The sequence below is a fragment of the Pseudarthrobacter sp. CCNWLW207 genome (assembly GCF_037203945.1).
GTDB lineage: Bacteria > Actinomycetota > Actinomycetes > Actinomycetales > Micrococcaceae > Arthrobacter.
Genome location: NZ_JBBCBS010000019.1, coordinates 14,551 through 34,713, shown reverse-complemented (window position 1 = coordinate 34,713; position 20,163 = coordinate 14,551). Strand labels below are relative to the sequence as shown.

Below are 20,163 nucleotides of genomic sequence, written 5' to 3'. Positions count from 1 at the left end.
AAACAACAGACACACCCGGCACCACCACAACCAAACAACAGCCATGGATCGCTCCGGAGCAACTTTTCAAACTTACCCGGTTTCCAGCCCCGATGCAAATCCGTATTTCAGGATCTATATCGGCAGGAACCCGTTTCCCACCTCATTGAGGCACTCTAATGAGCTACCAGAATTTGGTCTTGAATTTGGGGGTTTGGCCGCCCGCGGTAACCAGCTCTTCGCTGTCTCCCTCGCGGCGACTTAGAAAACAATACACCCACTCAACCCCCACCGCAAATCCACCCTCGAAGGGGTCCTAAACCCCGCCGTTGCGCGCCAGGACGGCCCATTGGTGCACCCGGCCGCCCAGCCGCCGTCGTACTTTCCTCCTGTGGGCTGCAACACAGCAATCCAGCCGTGTGCGTACAGCCCGGGAGGGCAGCGCTTAAACGCAGAAGGGCCGGCAACCAAATGGTTGCCGGCCCTTCTCAAGCAGCTGGAATCAGCGGTGCTGGATTACCAGGAAGACTTGGTGATGCCCGGGAGCTCACCGCGGTGAGCCATGTCGCGGAAGCGAACACGGGAGATACCGAACTTCTGGAAGGTACCGCGGGGACGGCCGTCGATGATGTCGCGGTTACGCAGACGGATCGGGGAGGCGTTGCGGGGCAGCTTCTGCAGGCCGAGGCGTGCAGCTTCGCGTGCTTCGTCGGTTGCGTTTTCGTCAACCAGGGTCTTCTTCAGCTCGAGGCGCTTTGCAGCGTAACGCTCAACGATGACCTTGCGCTGCTCGTTGCGAGCAATCTTGGACTTCTTAGCCATGGTTTAGCGCTCCTCTCGGAATTCGACGTGCTGGCGGATCTTGGGGTCGTACTTCTTCAGAACCATGCGGTCCGGGTCGTTACGACGGTTCTTGCGGGTTACGTAGGTGTAACCCGTGCCCGCAGTCGACTTGAGCTTGATGATCGGACGTACGTCCTTGTCCTTAGCCATTAGAGCTTCACTCCCCGAGCAAGGATAGAGGCGACGACTACGTCGATGCCGCGTACGTCGATGGTCTTGATGCCCTTTGCAGAAACCTGCAGCGTGACATTACGGCGCAGGGACGGAACCCAGTAGCGCTTTTTCTGGATGTTCGGATCGAACCGACGCTTGTTGCGGCGGTGCGAGTGCGAAATGCTGTGCCCAAAGCCCGGCTCGGCTCCGGTCACTTGGCAGTGTGCTGCCATGACTTCTCCTCAAAGAATTGAATGTAATGATCCGCATATCTGCTGCAGGATCATGCGTGTAAGTGCGACCCAAAGTGATCAGGGTGAACGGTTAGTCACGCAACTTGAGCCCCTAACTACCGGCTACCCTGGAGAAATTTACCGGGCCACCGGAGCAATTGCGCACGCTCCGCGCACTTAGCGCCTACCAAGTCTACGAGTTCAGGCAATTAAAGACCAATCCCGGCCGCGATGGTGTATAGGCGCCTCCTGCCACACCATCCCGGATTCCCCCGTTTAGGGGCGTATCAGCTGGGCATATTTCGGCGCCAGGCCGTCGCCGGAGGACTTGCCCGTAACGCGGCGGACCACCCACGGGCCGGCGAATTCCTTGACCCAGCGGGCATTGGCGCGGAGGGCGTCCACCCGGCCGAGTTCGGGTACCGGCGTCATGGGCGGGACCTGGATGGAGTGGTCGTGTTCGAGCACATCCAGGACGCGCCTGGCCATGTTCGCGTGTCCGGCGGCCGACATGTGCATCCGGTCCTGGGCCCACATACCCCAGTCGTAGTACTCGTTGAAGCGCCAGTAGTCCACCAGCAGGGCGCCGTGGTCCCCCGCTATTCCCCGGACCAGCTCGTTGTAGATGGCGGTGCGTCCCCGCATGGTGCTGAAGACCTTGGAGCCGCGGGCGTCGAACCCAGTGAACATGACCACAGTGGCACCCGTGGCGCTCAGTTTGCGGATCCCGTCGTCGTACTCAGCGAGCAGGTCGTCGATGTCGATCCGCGGCCGAAGGATGTCGTTGGCTCCGGCATAGATGGTCACCAAGGTGGGTTGAAGTTCGACGGCGGCGTCCACCTGTTCGGCCATAATCTGGCGGAGTTTCCGGCCGCGGATGGCAAGGTTGGCGTAACCGAAGTCCGGGTTCGCTGCGGCGAGTTGCTCTGCCACCCGGTCGGCCCACCCGCGGACGCCGTTGGGCCGGGTGGCGTCCTCGTCGCCTACCCCTTCCGTGAAGGAGTCACCAAGGGCTACGTACCGGGCCGAAAAGTCCATAGCGTCAGTGTGCCATCAGTTGCTGGGAGCAACCAAGTGCTGTTCCGATCCGGGTTCGGTAATGGCCGGTTGGCTGCGCCGGCCCGTTTGCAGTGGTCGCGCCATCCTGGACAGAGCCACCACTGTCCACCACAAAAGCATGACCAGCAGTGCGTTGCGCACCGTCAGCAGCAGGGCGACCCCGGGATTCAGGGCATAAATCAGCTGTTTGTACAGCAACGGATAGACAAGGGTGGTGAGGACCGCAATCGCGCCGACGGAGATTGCGGGCACGGCCCATTTCCGTCCACTCATGGCAACGCCAACGCTCACCACAGCAACGAGCCACAACATGAACTGCGGGGAGCCCACCTTGTTGAACACGATCATGGCGGAGACCAAGGCCAGGGCGCCGACCATCAGGACTTCCTGGCGGGGAGCGCCCCGACGGACAGCGGCAAGGATGAGGATGGCGATGAGCAGCAGGCTGGCGGCAAGGAGGGGGTTCATCAAAGCACCCACTTGATCCGCCAGTTCGCCGCGGATTTCCATCGTCACGATCGCAAAGTTCGGGTGCACAACAGTTCCGAGGCCCAGGACGGCCTGCCATAGTCCAGGGGTGGTCAGGGGAGCCTCAAGCTGCATACCCCGTTCGCCGTGCGCCTGGATGAAACCAAGCAGGTTGCGGGCGCCTCCGCCGGCTAAAACTCCAGCCACCATGAATGCAGACACTGCTGCGCCAGCCAAAACAACCTTGAGCCATGCTTTGCTGGACAAGACCAGGGCGAGCACCACAGCCGCGGGCCAGACCTTGATCCAGGTCGCCACGGAAAGCACGGCAGAGGCTATCGCCGGGTGGCTGACGGCCAGTACCAGGCCGACTACCACTATGGGGGCGGATACGCCGTCCACCCGCGAGAAGCTGAGCGGACCCAGCATGGCGGTCAGGATGATCCATAAATATGCCGCTTGCCAGCCGAATTTGATTGCCGGGTGTACCAGGAGCGACGCCACGGCCCCTAAGTTCAGGACAGTGCACAAAAGAAACCACCCGAGCATGTACTGGCCTGGCCCAAAAACGCTGGCGGCAAGCATGGGGAACATTGCTCCGATCGGGTAAACCCAGGGAACGTCGACACCTTGCCAGGTCCCTTCGTCCAGGCCCAGGAAAGCCCAGTCGCGGTAAAGGCTGACGTCCTCGTACGTCTCCCCCGCCGCGATGCGCGGAGTGAGCAAGAGCAGGAACAGGAAGTGCATGGCGACAAAGGCGGCCAGGACGCTGCTTTTTCTAGCTAAGAAGTCGACGGGACCAGGCTTTTGTGCGTGCATGGAGAAGCTCTCTGTTCAGAGTTTGTAAGCGGGGAGAAGCTGGATTGCCGGTAACGTTCAGGATTCGCGGAGGATCCAGTGGTCGTCATCCAGGCGGGCCACGATTTTCTCGCCGATCCTCGCCAGGTCCGCCACGTCCCGCTCCGTGAGCGCGTCGAGGAACTTCGCCCGGACAGCTTCCACATGTCCAGGTGCGAGCGCCACCAAGGTTGCCATGCCGGCGTCGGCCAGGTGCGCCGTGGTGACTCGTGCGTCTCCCGGGTGCGGCCTCCGCTCCAGCCAGCCGCGCTTCTCCAGCTTGGTGACCACGTGGGACAGCCGTGACAATGAGGAACTGGTGCGGGCCGCAAGTTCGCTCATGGGGAGGAAACGTCCCTCGGCCTCGGAGAGCATAGCCATGACGTTGTAGTCGAACAGCGACACTTTGCCTGCGGCGTGCAGCTGGGTATCCAAGGCCGCCGGGAGCATGGTGTTGATGCTCAGGAGGGCCAGCCAGGCACGGCGTTCATCGGCGTTGAGCCAGCGCGGTTCGGTCATGTGCTCATTGTAGAAGCTGCAGGTGGTTGAGAGTTCAACTGACGCACGGGCGCGGTGGGCGCGTCCCGGTAGGCTGACCCTATGTTTGTTGTCTCGTTGACCTACAAGGTGCCCCAGGACATCGTGGATTACCACCGTGCGGCCCACATGGCCTGGGTCAAAGAAGCGTTCGACGCCGGCGTCTTCCTTGCGTCCGGACGCCGGGTTCCTGCGGTGGGCGGCGTGCTGCTTTCAAGCGTGGACCGCGCCACCCTTGATGCATCATTGGCCCGGGACCCTTTCTTCAGCAACGGTGTGGCCGAGTTCGAAATCATCGAATTCAAAGCCACCAGCGTGGCAAAAGGCTTCGAGAACCTGCTGGAAGCCTAGGTAGGACGGGCCTGCGCCGGCTGTTCCCCAGCAATTTTCTTCAGGCCGCCCTTCCGCGGCACCGTCACCGGCTCGGGCCAGCGCGGGCTGAGGGCATCACCCAGGGTAATGCCCCTGATCTTGCGTCCGAACAGTGGCAGGACCCAGTCATTGACCCAGCGGCGCTGGCGCCTCTCCCATTCGCGCAGGCTGGGCCTGGCGGGCGGGTCCCATTCCTTGGGCTTGATCTTGTGTGGAATACCCAGCTGATCCAGGACCTGTCCGGCCAGATACTTATGGCCTGCTTTAGACATGTGCAACCGGTCTGAATCCCACATGCGCCGGTCGTGGAAAGCGTCCAGGCACCAGTAGTCCACCAGGACGGCGCCGTACTTCGCAGCAATCTCCCGCACACCCTGGTTGTAGACAGTGTTCCGCTTCTTCAGGGGTTCCAGGAGGGCGGAGACCTTGACGTCGAACCCAGTGAACAGCACCAGCGTGGCACCCGTCCCGGCGAGGCTGGCTACCAGTTTTTCGTAGTCCTCCATCAGCGCCGCCATGTCTGTACCCAGGTCCAGGATGTCATTTCCGCCGGCGTACAACGTGACAAGCGTGGGCCGCATCGCCAGGGCGGGTTCGAGCTGTTCACCAATGATCTGCCGGAGCCGCTTGCTCCGTATGGCGAGGTTGGCGTACCTCCAGCCAGGCTCAGCCTTGGCCAGTTTCTCGGCTACCCGGTCTGCCCAGCCCCGCACGCCGTTGGGCAGGCGTTCGTCCCGGTCCCCCACGCCCTCCGTAAATGAGTCCCCCAAGGCGACAAAGACACGCCGCCCACTTGAGGGAAGCAAAGAATCAGCGCACACCCCGCCACCCTAGGCAACGAAGACAACGCCTGGGTTAACGGCAAGCGACAGGAAGTGAGAGAGGGTCTTGGAAGCGAGGCTAGAGCTCGGCCTTGCCCTGACGCCAGTAACCCATGAACGCGACCTGCTTGCGGTCGATCCCAACGTCCCGCACGAGGTACCGCCGCATGTCCTTGATAACGGCCGCCTCCCCGGCGATCCAGGCGTAGAACGGCATCGCTCCAGCTGGCATGTCGGGGTTCTTGGTGGCCTCGATCTCGGCAGTCTCCATCCGCGCGGGAGTCTCCCAGAGGATGTCCACGTCCACATTGACGTCCTCGGGCTCCGGGCCTGCGCCGCCGTCGGACTCTTTGATGCCCACCCAGCCCGGAACGGGGACGGCCGCGCGCACTGCCTGCTGCAGCAGTTCGCCGTGCGGGCGGGAACGGCCGATCGCCGCGCCGCGGGCCAGCCAGGTGATCTCGACGTTGGCGTCCGTCTTGAGGTCAAGGAAGTCCCCTGCCTGCGGCACTTCCAGGAAGGCGTGGCCGGTCAAATACGGCGGGAGGCTTTCGAGGATGGCCGAAATGGCGGGGACCGCGGTTTCGTCGCCTGCGAGCAGGACGCGCTGGGCCATGCCGGGCCGCCATTCGATGCCGCCATAGATCTCGGCGGTGTAGCACTGGGCGGCCCGGTTGTTGGGGCCGATGATGGTGATCGCATCGCCCGGCTTGGCGTTTTGGGCCCAGTTGGCGGCCGGACCTCCGTGGCCGTCTGCGTCGAAATGCATCACGAAATCGACGTCGATCTCCGGGTAGACCGAATCCAGCCGCGATTTCCGGACCGTGTAGGTCCGCATGGAGCCGCGCACGGCTGGGTCCATGGCCAACCATTCGCGGTACCAGCCCGCCTGCGTCATTTCGAAGGCCGGCAGGGGAAGCTCCGTGCCGTCCTCGCCCAGTGAAGGAATCATCAGCTTGATCCGCAGGTCCAGGGTGTCCCCGTTCACGCCGAAGTCACGCAGGCAGTATCCGCCGAAGGTGATCCGGCGGAAGTTGGGGCTCAGCACTTCCACGGAAGAAACGGTGACTTCGAACGCCAGGGTCATGGGCTCGGTGGCGGCGACTTCGCGGGTTTTCATGAAACGAGCTCCAATTCGGTGGCGGTGGCGTGGTGACGGCCGATGGGAATGATCAGTGGCGTGCCCGAGACCGGATCAGGAATCACCCGGGACTCCAGGCCGAAGACGGTACGGACCAGCTCTTCGGTGACAACGGTGGTGGGGTCGCCCAAGGCCACCACTTCGCCACCTTTCATGGCGATCACGTGGTCCGCGTAGCGGGCGGCAAGGTTGAGGTCGTGCAGGACGATGGCCACCGTGGTGCCGCGCTTGCGGTTCAGGTCCGTGACCAGGTCCAGGACTTCCACTTGGTGGGCCAGGTCCAGGTATGTGGTGGGTTCATCCAGCAGCAGGACGTCGGTCTCCTGGGCCAGGGCCATCGCGATCCAGACGCGCTGGCGCTGGCCGCCGGAGAGTTCGTCGACGTTCCGCTCAGCGAGTTCCAGCGTTTCTGTGGCTTCCAGCGCCCGTTGCACCGCGAGATCATGGTGTGACAAGTCACCCGGGCTCCAGCTGCGGAAGAAGCCCTGGTGCGGGTAGCGCCCGCGGCCCACGAGGTCGCGCACGGCGATACCGTCCGGCGCTGTGGGATGCTGCGGCAGCAGCCCCAGGGTGCGCGCCAGTTCCCTGGCCGGGCGGGAGTGGATGTCCTTGCCGTCCAGCGTCACCACGCCGCCCGCCGGTTTGAGAAGGCGTGACAGGCCCCGCAGGAGCGTGGACTTGCCGCAGGCGTTGGCGCCCACGATCATGGTCACCTTCCCCTCCGGGATTTCCGCTGTGAGGCCGTCCACAACGCAGCGCTGGTCGTACTTCAGCGTGAGGTCCTGGGCGCTAAGAACCGCCATGTCAGGCATCCTTTCGGTTGGCCGTGACCAGGAGCCACAGCAGGAAGGGGGCACCAAGCGCGCCGGTGATTACGCCGACGGGCAGCACGGTGCCGTCCAGCAGCAAGGGAGCAAGGTTGGCCGCAAAGTAGTCGGCGGCGAGGACAATCAGAGCGCCAACCAGGGCCGACGCCGGGAGGCTGGCTTTCCGGGTAAAGCGCCTGGCGATGGGACCGGCGAGGAAGGCGACGAACGAGACCGGGCCGGCGGCCGCCGTCGCCACCGCTGCAAGTCCGACGGCGGTGATCACCACGGCGAGGCGGGTGAACCCGACGCGGATACCCAGCCCGGCCGCGGCGTCGTCGCCGAGTTCCAGGATCCGGAGCGGTCCGGCGAGGGCGATGACGGCGGGGACCAGGACCAGGAGCGCCAGCGCCAGCATGCCGGCACGCTCCCAGTTGGCCGAATTGAGCGATCCGTTGAGCCACACGAGCGCGTCCGCTGCCGTGCGGATGTCCGCGCGGGTCATCAGGAAGTTGACCACCGCGTGCAGGGCGGCGGCGATGCCCACTCCCGCAAGGATGAGGCGGCTGCCGGCAGCATTGCCGCGGTTGCCGCCGCCGGAACCCAGCGACGGTCCACGGGAGATGGCGTAGATGAGCGCCGCGATGCCCAGCGCGCCGCCGAGCGCCGCGCCGGACACTGCCGGCCCGGTGGCGCCGAAGACCACGATGGCAGTGACGGCTGCCGCGCTGGCGCCGTAGCTGATGCCGATCACATCGGGGCTGGCCAGCGGATTACGGAGCATGGTCTGGAACAGTCCGCCGGACAGGCCGAAGGCGGCGCCGATCATGATGCCGATGACCGCCCGGGGCAGTTTGTTCTCCATCACGATAAAACTGGCGCCCGGTATCCTTTCGCCGCCGGTGAGGTGGGCGATCAGGATCTTGAAAAAGTCCGGGACGGTCACGGTGTAACTGCCCAGCAGGATAGTTGCGGCGAACAGGAGGACGATGCCAAAGGCCAGGACGGCGGTCCGCCAGTGTTGCGCTATCAGTTTTGGTCCCTTAGACCCTGTTTTGGCAACCGGAAGTGATAGGTCAACGGGGGGTTTGGTTTCGACGAGGTTCACAATCCGGCCCCCTTGCCGCGGCGGATCAGCCAGACGAAGACCGGCGCACCCACCAGGGCCGTCATGATGCCGGCCGGGACCTCGCCCGGGAGCAGCACCACGCGGCCGATGACGTCTGCACCCAGAAGCAGTGCCGGGGCCAGCACCAGGGAGAACGGCAGGATCCAGCGGTAGTCGGGACCGGTGAGCGACCGGACCGCGTGCGGAATGACCAGGCCAACGAAGCCGATGGGCCCGGCCAGCGCCGTCGCGGAGCCGCACAGCAGCACAATGCCCAGGGCCGTCACGGCCCGGCTCAGGCCAACCCGCTGGCCGAGGCCGCGGGCGATGTCGTCACCGAGAGCCAGGCTGTTCAGGACGCGGCCGGTGGCCAGAATGATGAGGGCCCCGACAGCCAGGAACGGCAAGCCCGGGAGCACCACGGACCATTCGCGGCCAGCGATCCCGCCGACCTGCCAGAAACGGAAGCGGTCCAGGGTGTCCTGGCTGGAGACGAGGATAACGCTCATGAGGGAGTACAGCCCGGCACTGAGGGCGGCCCCGGCGAGGGCCAGCTTGACCGGCGTCGCACCATCCCGGCCCATGGAGGCGATGAGGTAAACCACGACGGCGGCGGCTGCGGCACCGACGAAGGCAAACCAGATGTAGCCGCTGAGGGAGGTGACGCCAAAAAGGTAGATCCCGGTGACTACCGCCAGCGCGGCTCCGGCGTTGACGCCCATGATGCCCGGATCCGCCAGCGGGTTGCGGGCGACGCCCTGCATGGCAGCGCCTGCAAGGCCCAGGGCGCCGCCGGCCAGAATGCCGAGGACGGTGCGCGGGATACGGGCGTGGACCACGGCGTGGTCGCCGTTGGCGGGGTCGAACTGCGTAAGGGCCTGCCATACGGCGGCCAGGGTCAGTCCACGGGCACCGATGGCCAGCGACGCGGCCGTTAGCAAAGCAAGTACGACGACGGCGGCCAGCAGCCAGGCGGTCTGCCTGGCTGCGAGGCGCGGGCGGGCGGCGTCGCGGTTCCGAGGGGTGAGATCTCGGGCCTTCCGCGGCACCAAAGCGCCGGGATGTCGCACCTCGGCGGGTGCCGCCGTCGTACTTTCCGTCATGGGACGGTGCTTACTTCACTGCATCCGCTGCAGTGGCCAACTGCGGCAGGAACGTGTCCAGGGACCACGGCAGGCTCAGCGGGGAGGAAGCCGAGATGGAGAGCGTCAGGGTGTTGTCCGAATCGGCAACCAGTGCGCCCTTCTGGATGGCCGGGATCTGGCCGAGCAGTGGGTCGGACTTGATGGAATCGGTGGTGGCGGCGTCCGGGACCCAAGTGACGAAGATGTCGGATTCGAGCTCGTTGGCCTTCTCTGCGGACCACGGGATGAAGAATTCCTTGGAGCCCTTCGAGTTCTCCTCGACAACGGAGGCCAGCTTCATGCCGATCTCGCTCAGGAAGCGGGGGCGGTTGTCGTTGGCGGTGTAGACGTTGACGCCCTCAGCCGATGCGGGCTCCAGGTTGCCGTAGATGAAGCTCTTGCCTTCGAGCTGCGGGTACTTGGAGACCTTTTCCTTGATGGTGGCCTCGGTGTCGGAGATGAGTTTGGTGGCTTCGGCTTCCTTGCCCAAGGCCTTGCCAATGATGGAAGTGGAATCCTGCCATGACGTTCCGTACGCAATCTCAGGGTGGGCCACCACTGGGGCGATCTCGGTGAGCTTCTTGTAGTCCTCTTCGGTCAGGCCCGAGTAGGCGGCCAGGATGACGTCCGGAGTGAGCTTGGCGATCTCGGTGAAGTTGACGCCGTCTGCCTCGGAGAACTGGACCGGAGCCTTGTCCGAACCGAAGCCCGCACCGAGTTCCTCCAGGGCTGCATCCTTCCACGGCGTGGAACCTTGCTCGTTGCCGCCCCATTCGTTCTTGGGGACGCCTACCGGGACAACTCCGAGGGCAATGGCAACGTCGTCGTTGACCCAGGAGACCGTAACAACGCGCTTGGGCTGTTCCTTGATGGTGGTCTCACCGAAGACGTGCTTGATGGTGACCGGGAACTGCGAGCTGCTGGAGCTGGAGGTGCTGGCGTCCGATGTGGAGGACGCGGGTCCGGTGGAGCAGGCGGAGAGGGTGAGTGCCGCTGCGGCGAGGACGGCCGTTGCCTTGCCGGCTGACTTGAACAGCGTGCGGCGCGTGGCACTGGGGCCGGAAAAGAGGGGGGAAGTCACGGAACTCCTTAGGTGAATGAAGCGAACCTAAGTAAGGCTAGCCTACCCTCCTCTGCATTACGCAAGGTTTGCGTAACTTAATTCGCCGACGTGACGAAGCACACAGCCGCTCACCGGAAACGCTCCCCACATAGCGTGAAGGAGCGCTCCGGGAAAGCGGCGGCTTAGCTTTGGGACATACTCAGCAGCAGCGCCTTGAGGGCTTGGCCTTCCGCGCTGGCGAGCCAGGCCTTGGCGGCATCGTCGCTGGCGAAGGGCTTATCGATGAATTCGACGTCGGCAACCAGCACGCGGTCGCCGACACGGATGATCCCATCCAGGGCCATCTCCGCCCCGGAAAGAGGCACCCCGGCCGTGAGGTGCATCCGGTATTTCGCAATGTCGTTGACGTTGTCAACGTAGAACGAGTAGTGGGCCGTGGGAGCAGGTTGCCCCTGCAGCCCGGGAACAGGCGCGGACTCGAACACAGTCCTGGTCACGGGGCTGGTCACACCGTCGGCGATCTGCCCGGTGTAGACGGTGGCCTGCTTGGCGCCGCCGGCGTCGTAAACCGTGGCCGTCCCCACGAACGGCGAGCCCGCCGCCTTGAAGAGCTCCACGCGCCAGTCCGCTGGGTGCTTGAAGGAGATTCCGTCCGGGAACGTATACGTCACCAGGGCCGCCGGCGCCGGGGCGGACGATGCTGGCTGCCCGCCCTCCGTTGTAGGACTTGCTGTGCTGCTGGGGTTTGGAGCCGTGCTCGCGGACGTCGTGGCCGTGCTCCCGGCTGCCGGCGTTCCGCCGCCGCCTGGTGAGGCACTTGCCATGCAGCCGGTAAGGGTGAGTGCGGCTGTGAATGCCAGGGCCGCGGTGAACGGTGCGCGAAATGCAGGGCGCATGATGGTGCCTTTCGTGAAGACGCCGCCAGGCTCGACAGGTGTAAGGCGGACCCAGCATTCCGCGATCACCCTTGGCGGAGCGTGGGGGCGAGTTGTGATGGTGCCCATAACCTTGGCACGCAGCTCCGGCCCTTCACCAGACTTCCAGCAATAAATCCATCGATTTGTTATAAAAACCTCTACCGGGTCACGATTAGCGCAAAACGATGTCCACCGGGTTGGCCTCCGACCGCCATTGACCCTCAGCACCGGGCCTTGGCCGGATCACCGGAGCGGTCAGCACGCCGGAACGGTTGGTGCGCTTGTCCCGCAGGATCTCCGTCACGGAGCCCAGGTGCCGCGACAGGTCGATCACGTTCTCCGGCGCCGCCAGCAGCAGCTGGAATCCGAATTCGTGCAGCGCCTTGATGCCCGCGCCAGCGAACTCCTCCGATGCCAGCACAAACGCCTCGTCCATCATCACCGTGCCGTAGGTAGTGAACCCCTGCTCGGCAATGCCTAGCTGGTAGCTCAAGGCCGCAGCCATGATGAACGCCGTAAAGCGCTGCCGCTCGCCGCCGGACATGGAGCCGGTGTCGGCGTGCATGTAGACATCGGTCCGCTTGCCGCCCGTTTTGCCCAAAGCCCCGTCTGCCACCTCCCGGTGCTCCTTGCATTGGATAAACAGGTGGCCTCGAACGTCCAGCACCTCGGCACGCCAGCGCCGGTCCTCGGGGGTCTGCGAGCCCAGCCTCTTCACTAGTGTTTCCAGGGTCTTGTAGCGGGCAGTTAGCTCGGCGTCGTCCGCTCCATTTTCCGCGCCTGAACCGGGGCGGGCCGGACGCGTGTGCCGGGCCTTCAGGGCGTTCTGGATAGCGTCCTTGAACTGCTTGGCCGTGGCCGGCAGGGTCTGCTTGATGTCCAGTTCCAAGAAGCTGCCTTCATGGAAGTTGACCTCGGACAGGATCCCGTTGAGCGGCAGGATGCGGCTGGTAATGGAACGCCGTTCCTCATCCAGCAGGTGCAGCAGCGTGCTGAAGGACTCGTGTGTGCGCTGGTTGAAGAACTGCCGGAACTCAGTCTCCTGCGCGGGAAGGCCGTCACTGACGATGGCGTGGTAGCGCGATTCGAACTCCCCCGCTGCGCCGATTGACGTGCCGTGGTCCGCAGAGATTGCGGTCCCCCACTCACGGACGAAGCCTTCGAAGATCCGGGTCAGCCGCTCGGAGGTTGCCTGCCCGCGCGTCTCGGCGGCGTGCAACTCTCCCAACAGCGCAGTCCGGACGCGGTTGGCGAGGTTGTCCAGTTCATGCATTTCGGTGATGTCGCCGAAGTCCGTGAAGTACGGCTCCAGCGCTGTGACGGTAGCGTCCGACGGCGGCGCCTGCTCCAGGCGGGCCCGCGCGGCTTCCAGCAGTGAATCGGCGGCGCTCAGTTGCCGGTCGAGTGCCTTGTATTCGCTTTGCAGGACAGCCGCAGCTTCAGTGCTGGCCTGGTGTTTCTGCCGCGCCGCTTCGATGTTGGCGCGCAGCGGTTCCAGATCCGCCTGTGCTGCGAGGGCGTCCTTAAGCCGCCGTTCTATCCTGGTGAGTTCCTCTGCGGCGACTGCAGCCGATACCTGTTCCCAGGGGCGGTGGTCCTCCGCAATCAACCTCAGGGCGTCGAGTTGCCGGCTCATGCCCTGGTGCGACTCTTCTCGGCTCTGCGCCAGTTCGGCCGCCTTGGCCAGCTCCTGTTGCAGGTCCTCCACCTGGGCGGCCACGAGTTCCAGTTTGGCGGCGTTATCGAACCCGAGGACGTAGTCCTGGCGCCCGGTGAAACGGTCATCTTTTTCCACCGTGTGCCGGTTGCGCTTGACCACGCCGCCCAGGCTCAGGCCCTTGTCCAGGGTGGCCAGACTGTCGGCGTCCTCGACGCACGGATAGGCGAAATCGAGCGCGATCCGCTCCCGGATCCACTCCCCGGCGTCCGCCACCGCGCCGCTGGCGAGGATGTCCAGCTTGGTGAGCAGGTCGCCGTCGCGCACGTCCTCAACGGCAAGCGCGCCGCCGGCGAGCGGCTTGGACACGTCCACGGCGCGCAGGGCGCCGCGCACCTTGTGGTCATTCAGGTAGCGGGTCACTGCGGCGAAGTATTCGCCGGGAACGAGGAGCGTGGTGGCGAGGTTCCGGAGTGCCCGCTCGGCGGCCGGCCGCCACTGCTCCTCCCCTTCGGCGAGGTCGATCAGTTCGCCTGCAAACGGCATCCGGTCTTCGGGAATGCCGGTAGCTGCGGCGATCGCCGCCCGGTTTTCAATGCTCGACGGCGGCAGCAGGGACTTGCGCGTCTTCAGCGACACCAGCTCCTGTTGGGCTGCAGCCAGCTCGCGTTTCTTCGTGGCGTGGCCGTCGAATGCCTCGAAGCGGAGTTCCTGCAGCGCCTGGGAGTCATCCTTGAGCTCGGCAGAGCGGGCGGCCGCCTGCTCGTGGGCCTGCTCCCAGCCCTTGGCCGTCCACTCAAGCTGCAGGCCGGCGTCGGACAGTGCCTTGCGGGCCGCTTCCTCCACCTGCTCGCGGAGCCGGAGGCCAACGCGGGCGTTTTCCAGTGACTGCTCGATCGCGGAGATCGCGTTGCCGCCCTGGTTGTTGTAGTCGGCCTCAAGCTCGCGCAGTTCCTTGGCCAGCCCGTCGCGGACAGAACGTTCCGCGCCCAGTTCCTTGGCCTTGACCTGGGCCAGGTCCTTGAACCGGGCCAGCGTTTTCTGGTGGACCGTGACCGAGAGCTGCTGCCTATAGGCTTCGAACTCCTCGCCTGACAGCTCACGGAGCCGGTTGGCGTCCAGCAGCGACTGCGCGTACTCCTTGTTCAGTCCGGGTACCGGGGCCAGCTGGTCCCGCTGCTGCCGTACATCCTCCAGCCGCTGCCGGATGGACATCAGGTTGCTGAATTCCTCCACCACGTCATCCGCCGCGGCAAGGGTTGCCGGGGCGTCCAGGACCTGGTCGCGGAAAAACGTGTTCACGCTTCCGCCAAGGCCTTTGCCCGCCTGGATCACGCGGAGCAGTGGCAGGGCCTGGTCCGAACTGATGCCCAGTAGCCGGCGGAAACGCTCGGCGAATGCCTTGTGGACGTCGAAGATCTGCGCGTCCGGGAAGACGGTCTCCAGCGAGGCCTTGGTGAAGCGTTTCTCCGCGATGTCCTCGATGGCCGGCAAGTCCAGCGGCTTGCTGTCGATCAGGTAAAAGCGCCCCACACTGGACTCCGTGCCATTCTTGGGCAGGTCGAACAGCGCCGACACCGTGACGCGCGTACCAGCCGCGTTATCGAACGTCAGGGCGACGGCGGACCACGTGGCACCCGGCCGCTGGAAGGCACTGGCGGAGCCTTCGCCCACGGCCTTGTCACCCACCTTCCCGCGCATGTACGTGAACGTGGTCCTCTTGTCCTCCACCGCACCGCCGGCACGCTGGGCCGCTGCCTCATTGGAGCGCGGCCGGGCATCAAACACGCGCAGCATGGCATCAAACAGCGTGGACTTACCCACGCCGGAGTTACCCGTCAACAGGGTTCCGTTGCGGTCCACGTGCATCGTGTGCGCCCCATGGAACGTGCCCCAGTTGACCACCTGCACCAAGGCAAGGCGCATCTGGCCCGGATTCGTGAGCTCGCCCATCGGCAGCATGGATGCGATGCTCATGCTTCTACCGCCTCGGTGGTTCCGTGCGCACCCACGGACGACGCCGCCGATGCCGACCAGGGAGTGGCATCGGGCCTGTCGGAGCCGGGCGACTCGCTGCTTGCAGCGGAGTCGCCCGGCGGAGGGGCGGGGGCGGCATCGGCGTCGTCGTCCTCCGCACCCTCATCACCGTCGAGCTCTATCAGCGCTTCGGTACCCGTCGGGTCTGCTGTGGCTGCTACCAGGGCTTCGATTTGGGCCGGAATATCGCCGATGTTTTCGAAGGGCAGGGCAAGCGGGAGTGCGTTGGAGATGGTGTAGACGTCGTCCAGGCCGGTGGTAAGGAGCAGTTGACGGGCCAGGAGCTTGGTGATGGCGCGGGAGACCACGTCCGAATCCCTCAATGCGTCCTGCTGCCCGGCTGGCTGGTAGTGGGCCACGAGGTCTGCAATTTCTTCGCGCGTGATGGTGGGGTCCGTCTGGGCCGTGACGTGGCGGTCCAGCAGCAGCCGCAGGCGGAGCAGCACAATGGTTTCCACCCGGCTCAAGGCACGTTGCTGGCGGAGGATGCTGGAGCGTGTGCTGCCGCCGATGGCCTCCGGGTCCACCGGGCGCAGGACAGCGATCTTGCGTTCGTGGTCCAGCTGCAGGGTGAGGAAGAGTTCCGAGAGGCGGCTGCGCAGGATGAGCTGGTGATCCAGCAGGGTGGTCCACAGTTTTTCGTCCCGTCCGCCGTCGACATACGGGCCCTTGAGCAGCTTCACCAGGGCCTGGCGCACCTTCATCGACAGCACGCCGGTGTCGCCGGGGAACAGGGCCGCACCGTCCACAAACGTGTCCCTGGGTGTGACGGCGAAAGGTCGCTCTGCGTGCGGCGGGGCCTCGGCAAGGGTGGCTTCCTCCGCAACGGAAGGTGCCGCCGTCGTGGTTTCTTCAGTCATCGTCAATCCTTCTTGAGGGTAACCACCGGCAGGTATGCCTTGCGGGTGGTGCCGTCTATCTGTTCGTAGTCGAGGCCGTCCCAGGCGTCACGGTCAAAGGCCGCACCTTCCTGGAGGGCGTGCGAGAGGAGCGCCCGGATGGAGTTGATGTGCTGCTCCTCGGGCGGCAGCTGGGCCCAGGCCTCGGCCAGCGTGGCGGCACCGGCGGCAGCTGCCTTGATGGCCTCGGGCCGGGCCTTGCCCGTCCTCGGCGAGCGCACGCGGTCGGAGTCGCTGAACGCGATGGGGTCCGCGAGCTTGGGCGGCACGGCAAACTCGTCCGGATCATAGAGCTTGACCATGGCCAGCGATTCGAACCCCGCGTTGAACAGCACCGGACCGCGGACCAGGCCTGGCCGTTCACGTTCATAGGGCAGGGACCGGATAGCCTGCTCGGCCTCGCGCAGCACCTTCCGGAGCCGGACGGATTGGCGGAAGTCATCACTCTGGACGTACGTGTTCAGGCTTTCGCTGAGCTTGCCGTAGATCCGCTGTATCTGGCTGTGCTGGTGGCGGAGCTCGGCCACGAGGTTCTTAAGCGTTTCGCGGTCCTCCGCCGAGAGGTCGTCGGCGAACTGCCGGCTGAGCACCTCGCCGATTGCCGAACGGAAACGCAGCTGCTGCTGCGGGTCCTCCAGGAATGCGGTGAAGGAGCGGAACGTCCTGCCTTCGGGGCTTTGCCGGAGCCGCTTGTCGGCCTCAAGCACCTGGGCCATGGTGGCGCCTTTGCTGAGCGACTCCTCGATGATCTGGTTGCGGAGCTCGCCCACGAGCTCCTCGATCCGGTCACGCATCTTCTTGTAGTCGGCGGGCAGGCTCGCGGCCAGGTCCAGGATGTTACCGGCGGCCTCCACGGCTTCGTCGTCGTCCAGCAGGCCATCGAAATCGCCGGAGCTGATGTCCTGGATCAGTTGCTGGCGCTCACCGATCTCTTCCTCCAGGGATTCCAGCCGGGCGCTCTGGTCCGGGTTGGTCTCGTTGGCCAGCTTTTCCACGTCGCCCAGGAGCGTGCCCAGCCTGGAACCGTTCAGCGTGGACCGCTCGCTGGAGAGGCTGTCCAGGAATGCGAGCACGCGGGCGGCCGGCTCGGTGACCTCGTAGACGATCTGCCCCGATTGGTTGCGGCGGGTCAGGAAGTGCTTCCGGGTCCATTCGTCTGCGTATTTTTTTCCCGACGGCGCCCCGGCGGCACCGCCCAGCGCCGGCTCCTCGCGCCGCAACTGCTCAAGGAAGGAGTCGACGTCGGCATGGAACTCTTCGAGCTGAACCTGCGGGCGGGTGCGGGTAAAGGACGCCTGGAGCACGGCGATCACCCAGGGCGCGGAGCGCGTGAGTGCCCAGGCGGGTCCCTGGGTGAGGAGTTCGAGGTCCCTGAGCCGGGCACTGATCGCGTCAGCGGATGACCTGGCGGAGCGGGGCACGCACTCTCCTTCAGCTGATGGGGGATGGTTGGGCAGCGAGAATCGACGAAAGACGAAAACTGCCAACTACAAGGTTAACGCAGAGCCTTCCTACCCCTAACGGCAAAGGTTCCGCGACCGCTCCGTGACCTACCTCCCGGTAGCATTGCGATCCCATATCAACCCGTTGTTGCTGGCGGGGCGGGTCTGGTTGGACTCGCCCCAAAGCCCCTACGCTCAGTGCTACTGATCCAACCGAAGCAATGGCGCAGCAGGGGGAAGAATGCAGTTCGACCTAAGTGCAGTGGAAACGGCCACCATGGTGTTCACCGGAACGCTGGTGATTGCCCTGGTCCTGGCAGCCTTCGTCCTGGCGGCAGGGTTCCTGGCCCTGGTCCTGGTCGGCGTCGGCAAACTCGGCTGGTTCCTCGCCTCCACCACGCTGCTGGCCGTGGTGCATGGCATCAATAACGGCTGGGACAGGCTGGTGCACCATGCGTCGGCAGTGGAGATTCCCGGGGACTTCCCGGGGCAGCCATCCCCTAGCACCGGAAGCTACCCGCGGGTAATATTGAGAGACAGCTAAAGGGTTCTCCAACCCGGCGGATCCATGGCTTGAACCGGCCATCCCGGGCAGAGGAGATACCCCATGAGCTCCGCCACTGACAGTCCCGCCGCCAGCGCATTTGCCTCCGACGCCCCGGACGCGGATGTTCCCGTTGCCGCGAGCAACATCGGATCCGAAGCAACCGCGGCGGACGCCCGTGCAATAACCGAGGCAGCCCGCCAGAGGGACTGGGATCGGCCAAGCTTCGCGAAGGGACTGTATCTGGGCAACTTCGACCTCAGCCTGGTCCACCCCTGGCCAACCGCCAAGGAGGACGACGTTGAACGCGGCGAAGCTTTCATGGCACGCCTCGAGGCCTACGCCCGCACGATGTCCGGCCGCGTGATAGAGCGCGAAGACAAGATTCCGGACGAATACCTCAAGGGACTGGCGGACCTCGGAGCCTTTGGCATGAAGATCCCGCAGGAATACGGCGGCTTGGGGTTGTCCTTGGTTTACTACGGCCGCGCCCTGGCCCTGCTGGGCAGCGTGCACCCCAGCATCGGGGCCCTCCTGTCCGCCCATCAGTCCATCGGCGTCCCCGAACCCGTGAAGGTATTCGGAACCCCGGAACAGAAACGGGAATACCTGCCGCGCTGCGCCGCCGGGGCCATTACCGCCTTCCTGTTGACGGAACCGGACGTGGGCAGCGATCCCGCCCGAATGGGCAGCACGGCAGTTCCCACGGCCGACGGCGAGTCTTACATCCTGGACGGCGTGAAGCTTTGGACCACCAACGGCGTGATCGCCGAGCTGGTGGTGGTGATGGCCCTGGTGCCGGCCCACACCGACGCGGACGGCACCAAGCACAAGGGCGGCATCAGCGCCTTTGTGGTGGAAATGGACTCCCCCGGCATCACCGTGGAGAACCGCAACAGCTTCATGGGGCTGCGCGGCATCGAAAACGGAGTGACACGGTTCCACCAGGTACGGGTTCCCGCGGCCAACCGCCTGGGACGTGAAGGCCAGGGACTGAAGATCGCGCTGACCACGCTGAACACCGGCCGGCTCTCCATTCCGGCGCTGTGCGTCGCGTCGGGCCGCTGGAGCCTGAAGATTGCCCGCGAGTGGTCCAATGCCCGCACCCAGTGGGGCCAGCCGGTGGGAAAGCATGAAGCCGTGGGCAAGAAGATCGCCTTCATCGCAGCCACTGCTTTTGCCTTGGACGCGGTCTTTGAACTATCGGCCGAACTCGCCGACGCCGGGCAGAAGGACGTCAGGATCGAAGCCGCCCTGGCCAAGTTGTGGTCCACGGAGATCAGTTATCGGATTGCCGATGAACTCGTGCAGATCCGCGGTGGCCGGGGCTTCGAGACGGCAGAGTCACTAGAAGCCCGCGGCGAACGCGCGGTTCCAGCCGAGCAGCAACTGCGCGACCTCCGGATCAACCGGATTTTCGAGGGCTCATCGGAGATCATGAAACTCCTGATCGCCCGGGAAGCCGTGGACGCCCACCTGGCTGCGGCCGGCGACCTCGCATCGCTGGACGCAAGCCTGCAGGACAAGGCGAAGGCCGCCGTCGGAGCTTCCGGCTTCTATGCCCGGTGGCTGCCGAAGCTGGTGGCGGGCGCGGGAATGGACCCACGCTCCTACAGCGAGTTCGGACGTCTCGCCAAGCAGTTGCGCTTTGTGGAGCGGTCTTCTCGCAAGCTGGCCCGGCAGACCTTCTACGGTATGGGCCGCTGGCAGGCCAGGCTCGAGCACAAGCAGGCCTTCCTGGGCCGAATTGTTGATATCGGTGCGGAGCTTTACGCCATGGCAGCATGCTGTTCACGGGCCGAGATGATGCTCCACACCGCGCCTGAACGTGCAGCCAGTGCCTATGAGCTTGCTGAGGCGTACTGCGAGCAGGCCCGGGTCCGCGTCGAGGAGTATTTCGATCAGCTCTGGCGCAACACCGACGACGGCGACCACCACCTCTCGCGCAAGGTCCTGGCCGGGGACTACACGTGGCTTGAGGCCGGTGTCTTTGACCAGTCCGAGGGCACCGGGCCATGGATCGCGGACGCTACTCCCGGGGCCTCTACGAAGGAAAACCAGCACCGCCGATACCGCTAGCAACTAATAAGCACCCTTGTTATCGCAGGTCAGCGGTGGTTGAG

20 protein-coding genes are annotated in these 20,163 nt (G+C 64.9%); 4 read left to right on the top strand and 16 right to left on the bottom strand.

Annotated elements, in window-relative coordinates:
* Positions 1-244 (top strand): hypothetical protein (locus V9L17_RS20530; RefSeq protein ID WP_337352707.1); only part of this gene is annotated, 244 nt, incomplete at its 5' end.
* A gap of 251 nt (positions 245-495) precedes the next feature.
* Here the strand turns inward: V9L17_RS20530 and rpsN are convergent.
* The 6 genes from rpsN to V9L17_RS20500 all read right to left on the bottom strand — a co-directional run bounded on the left by rpsN (position 496) and on the right by V9L17_RS20500 (position 4,091).
* Positions 496-801, bottom strand: a complete 306-nt coding sequence (gene rpsN / locus V9L17_RS20525; protein ID WP_015938870.1) for a 30S ribosomal protein S14 — start codon at positions 799-801, stop codon at positions 496-498.
* 3 nt (positions 802-804) lie between these two features.
* Entirely contained in the window at positions 805-972 is a 168-nt protein-coding gene (gene rpmG, locus V9L17_RS20520; RefSeq protein WP_013602737.1) for a 50S ribosomal protein L33, read from the bottom strand.
* Positions 972-1,208 (bottom strand): 50S ribosomal protein L28, encoded by a 237-nt coding sequence (gene rpmB / locus V9L17_RS20515; protein WP_104043693.1) that lies wholly within the window; start codon positions 1,206-1,208, stop codon positions 972-974. Before rpmB ends, rpmG begins: the two co-directional genes overlap by 1 nt.
* Positions 1,209-1,484: 276 nt before the next feature.
* Positions 1,485-2,246, bottom strand: coding sequence for an SGNH/GDSL hydrolase family protein (locus V9L17_RS20510; RefSeq protein ID WP_337352706.1), 762 nt, complete (start codon positions 2,244-2,246; stop codon positions 1,485-1,487).
* 15 nt (positions 2,247-2,261) lie between these two features.
* Positions 2,262-3,554 carry a glycosyltransferase 87 family protein gene (locus V9L17_RS20505; protein ID WP_337352705.1) on the bottom strand — a complete coding sequence of 431 codons (1,293 nt, stop codon included), beginning with the start codon at positions 3,552-3,554 and terminating at the stop codon, positions 2,262-2,264.
* Between the two features lie 57 nt (positions 3,555-3,611).
* Positions 3,612-4,091, bottom strand: a complete 480-nt coding sequence (locus V9L17_RS20500; protein WP_337352704.1) for a MarR family winged helix-turn-helix transcriptional regulator — start codon at positions 4,089-4,091, stop codon at positions 3,612-3,614.
* Between the two features lie 81 nt (positions 4,092-4,172).
* Here V9L17_RS20500 and V9L17_RS20495 point away from each other — a divergent pair, with 81 nt between their 5' ends.
* The gene (locus V9L17_RS20495) at positions 4,173-4,460 is read left to right on the top strand and encodes a YciI family protein (RefSeq protein WP_337352703.1); all 288 of its coding nucleotides are present in this window, start codon (positions 4,173-4,175) and stop codon (positions 4,458-4,460) included.
* On the opposite strand, the gene V9L17_RS20490 is transcribed toward V9L17_RS20495, so the two are convergent.
* The 10 genes from V9L17_RS20490 to V9L17_RS20445 form a co-directional block, all read right to left on the bottom strand.
* Entirely contained in the window at positions 4,457-5,302 is an 846-nt protein-coding gene (locus V9L17_RS20490; protein WP_337348995.1) for an SGNH/GDSL hydrolase family protein, read from the bottom strand. The two genes, V9L17_RS20495 and V9L17_RS20490, sit on opposite strands and share 4 nt — an antisense overlap.
* Positions 5,303-5,381: 79 nt before the next feature.
* Positions 5,382-6,422, bottom strand: coding sequence for a siderophore-interacting protein (locus V9L17_RS20485; RefSeq protein WP_337352702.1), 1,041 nt, complete (start codon positions 6,420-6,422; stop codon positions 5,382-5,384).
* On the bottom strand, positions 6,419-7,246 hold the full coding sequence (locus V9L17_RS20480; protein ID WP_337352701.1) for an ABC transporter ATP-binding protein: 828 nt from the start codon (positions 7,244-7,246) through the stop codon (positions 6,419-6,421). The genes V9L17_RS20485 and V9L17_RS20480 overlap by 4 nt, the downstream gene beginning before the upstream one ends.
* A gap of 1 nt (position 7,247) precedes the next feature.
* Entirely contained in the window at positions 7,248-8,282 is a 1,035-nt protein-coding gene (locus tag V9L17_RS20475) for a FecCD family ABC transporter permease (RefSeq protein WP_337352709.1), read from the bottom strand.
* Positions 8,283-8,353: 71 nt separating this feature from the next.
* Positions 8,354-9,460 carry a FecCD family ABC transporter permease gene (locus V9L17_RS20470; RefSeq protein ID WP_337352700.1) on the bottom strand — a complete coding sequence of 369 codons (1,107 nt, stop codon included), beginning with the start codon at positions 9,458-9,460 and terminating at the stop codon, positions 8,354-8,356.
* 10 nt (positions 9,461-9,470) lie between these two features.
* Positions 9,471-10,562 carry an iron-siderophore ABC transporter substrate-binding protein gene (locus V9L17_RS20465; RefSeq protein ID WP_337348991.1) on the bottom strand — a complete coding sequence of 364 codons (1,092 nt, stop codon included), beginning with the start codon at positions 10,560-10,562 and terminating at the stop codon, positions 9,471-9,473.
* 164 nt (positions 10,563-10,726) lie between these two features.
* On the bottom strand, positions 10,727-11,440 hold the full coding sequence (locus V9L17_RS20460) for a hypothetical protein (RefSeq protein ID WP_337352699.1): 714 nt from the start codon (positions 11,438-11,440) through the stop codon (positions 10,727-10,729).
* A gap of 193 nt (positions 11,441-11,633) precedes the next feature.
* Positions 11,634-15,095 carry an ATP-binding protein gene (locus tag V9L17_RS20455; RefSeq protein ID WP_337352698.1) on the bottom strand — a complete coding sequence of 1,154 codons (3,462 nt, stop codon included), beginning with the start codon at positions 15,093-15,095 and terminating at the stop codon, positions 11,634-11,636.
* A complete protein-coding gene (locus tag V9L17_RS20450; protein ID WP_337352697.1) occupies positions 15,092-16,015 on the bottom strand; it encodes a DUF4194 domain-containing protein in 924 nt (307 codons plus the stop codon). The genes V9L17_RS20455 and V9L17_RS20450 overlap by 4 nt, the downstream gene beginning before the upstream one ends.
* A gap of 2 nt (positions 16,016-16,017) precedes the next feature.
* Complete coding sequence (locus tag V9L17_RS20445) at positions 16,018-17,475, bottom strand: DUF3375 family protein (RefSeq protein ID WP_337348987.1); 1,458 nt, start codon at positions 17,473-17,475, stop codon at positions 16,018-16,020.
* 262 nt (positions 17,476-17,737) lie between these two features.
* On the opposite strand from V9L17_RS20445, the gene V9L17_RS20440 reads away from it, so the two are divergent.
* Both V9L17_RS20440 and V9L17_RS20435 read left to right on the top strand, forming a co-directional pair.
* Complete coding sequence (locus V9L17_RS20440) at positions 17,738-18,040, top strand: hypothetical protein (protein ID WP_337352696.1); 303 nt, start codon at positions 17,738-17,740, stop codon at positions 18,038-18,040.
* 63 nt (positions 18,041-18,103) lie between these two features.
* On the top strand, positions 18,104-20,119 hold the full coding sequence (locus V9L17_RS20435; protein WP_337352695.1) for an acyl-CoA dehydrogenase family protein: 2,016 nt from the start codon (positions 18,104-18,106) through the stop codon (positions 20,117-20,119).
* Positions 20,120-20,163 lie beyond the last annotated feature (44 nt).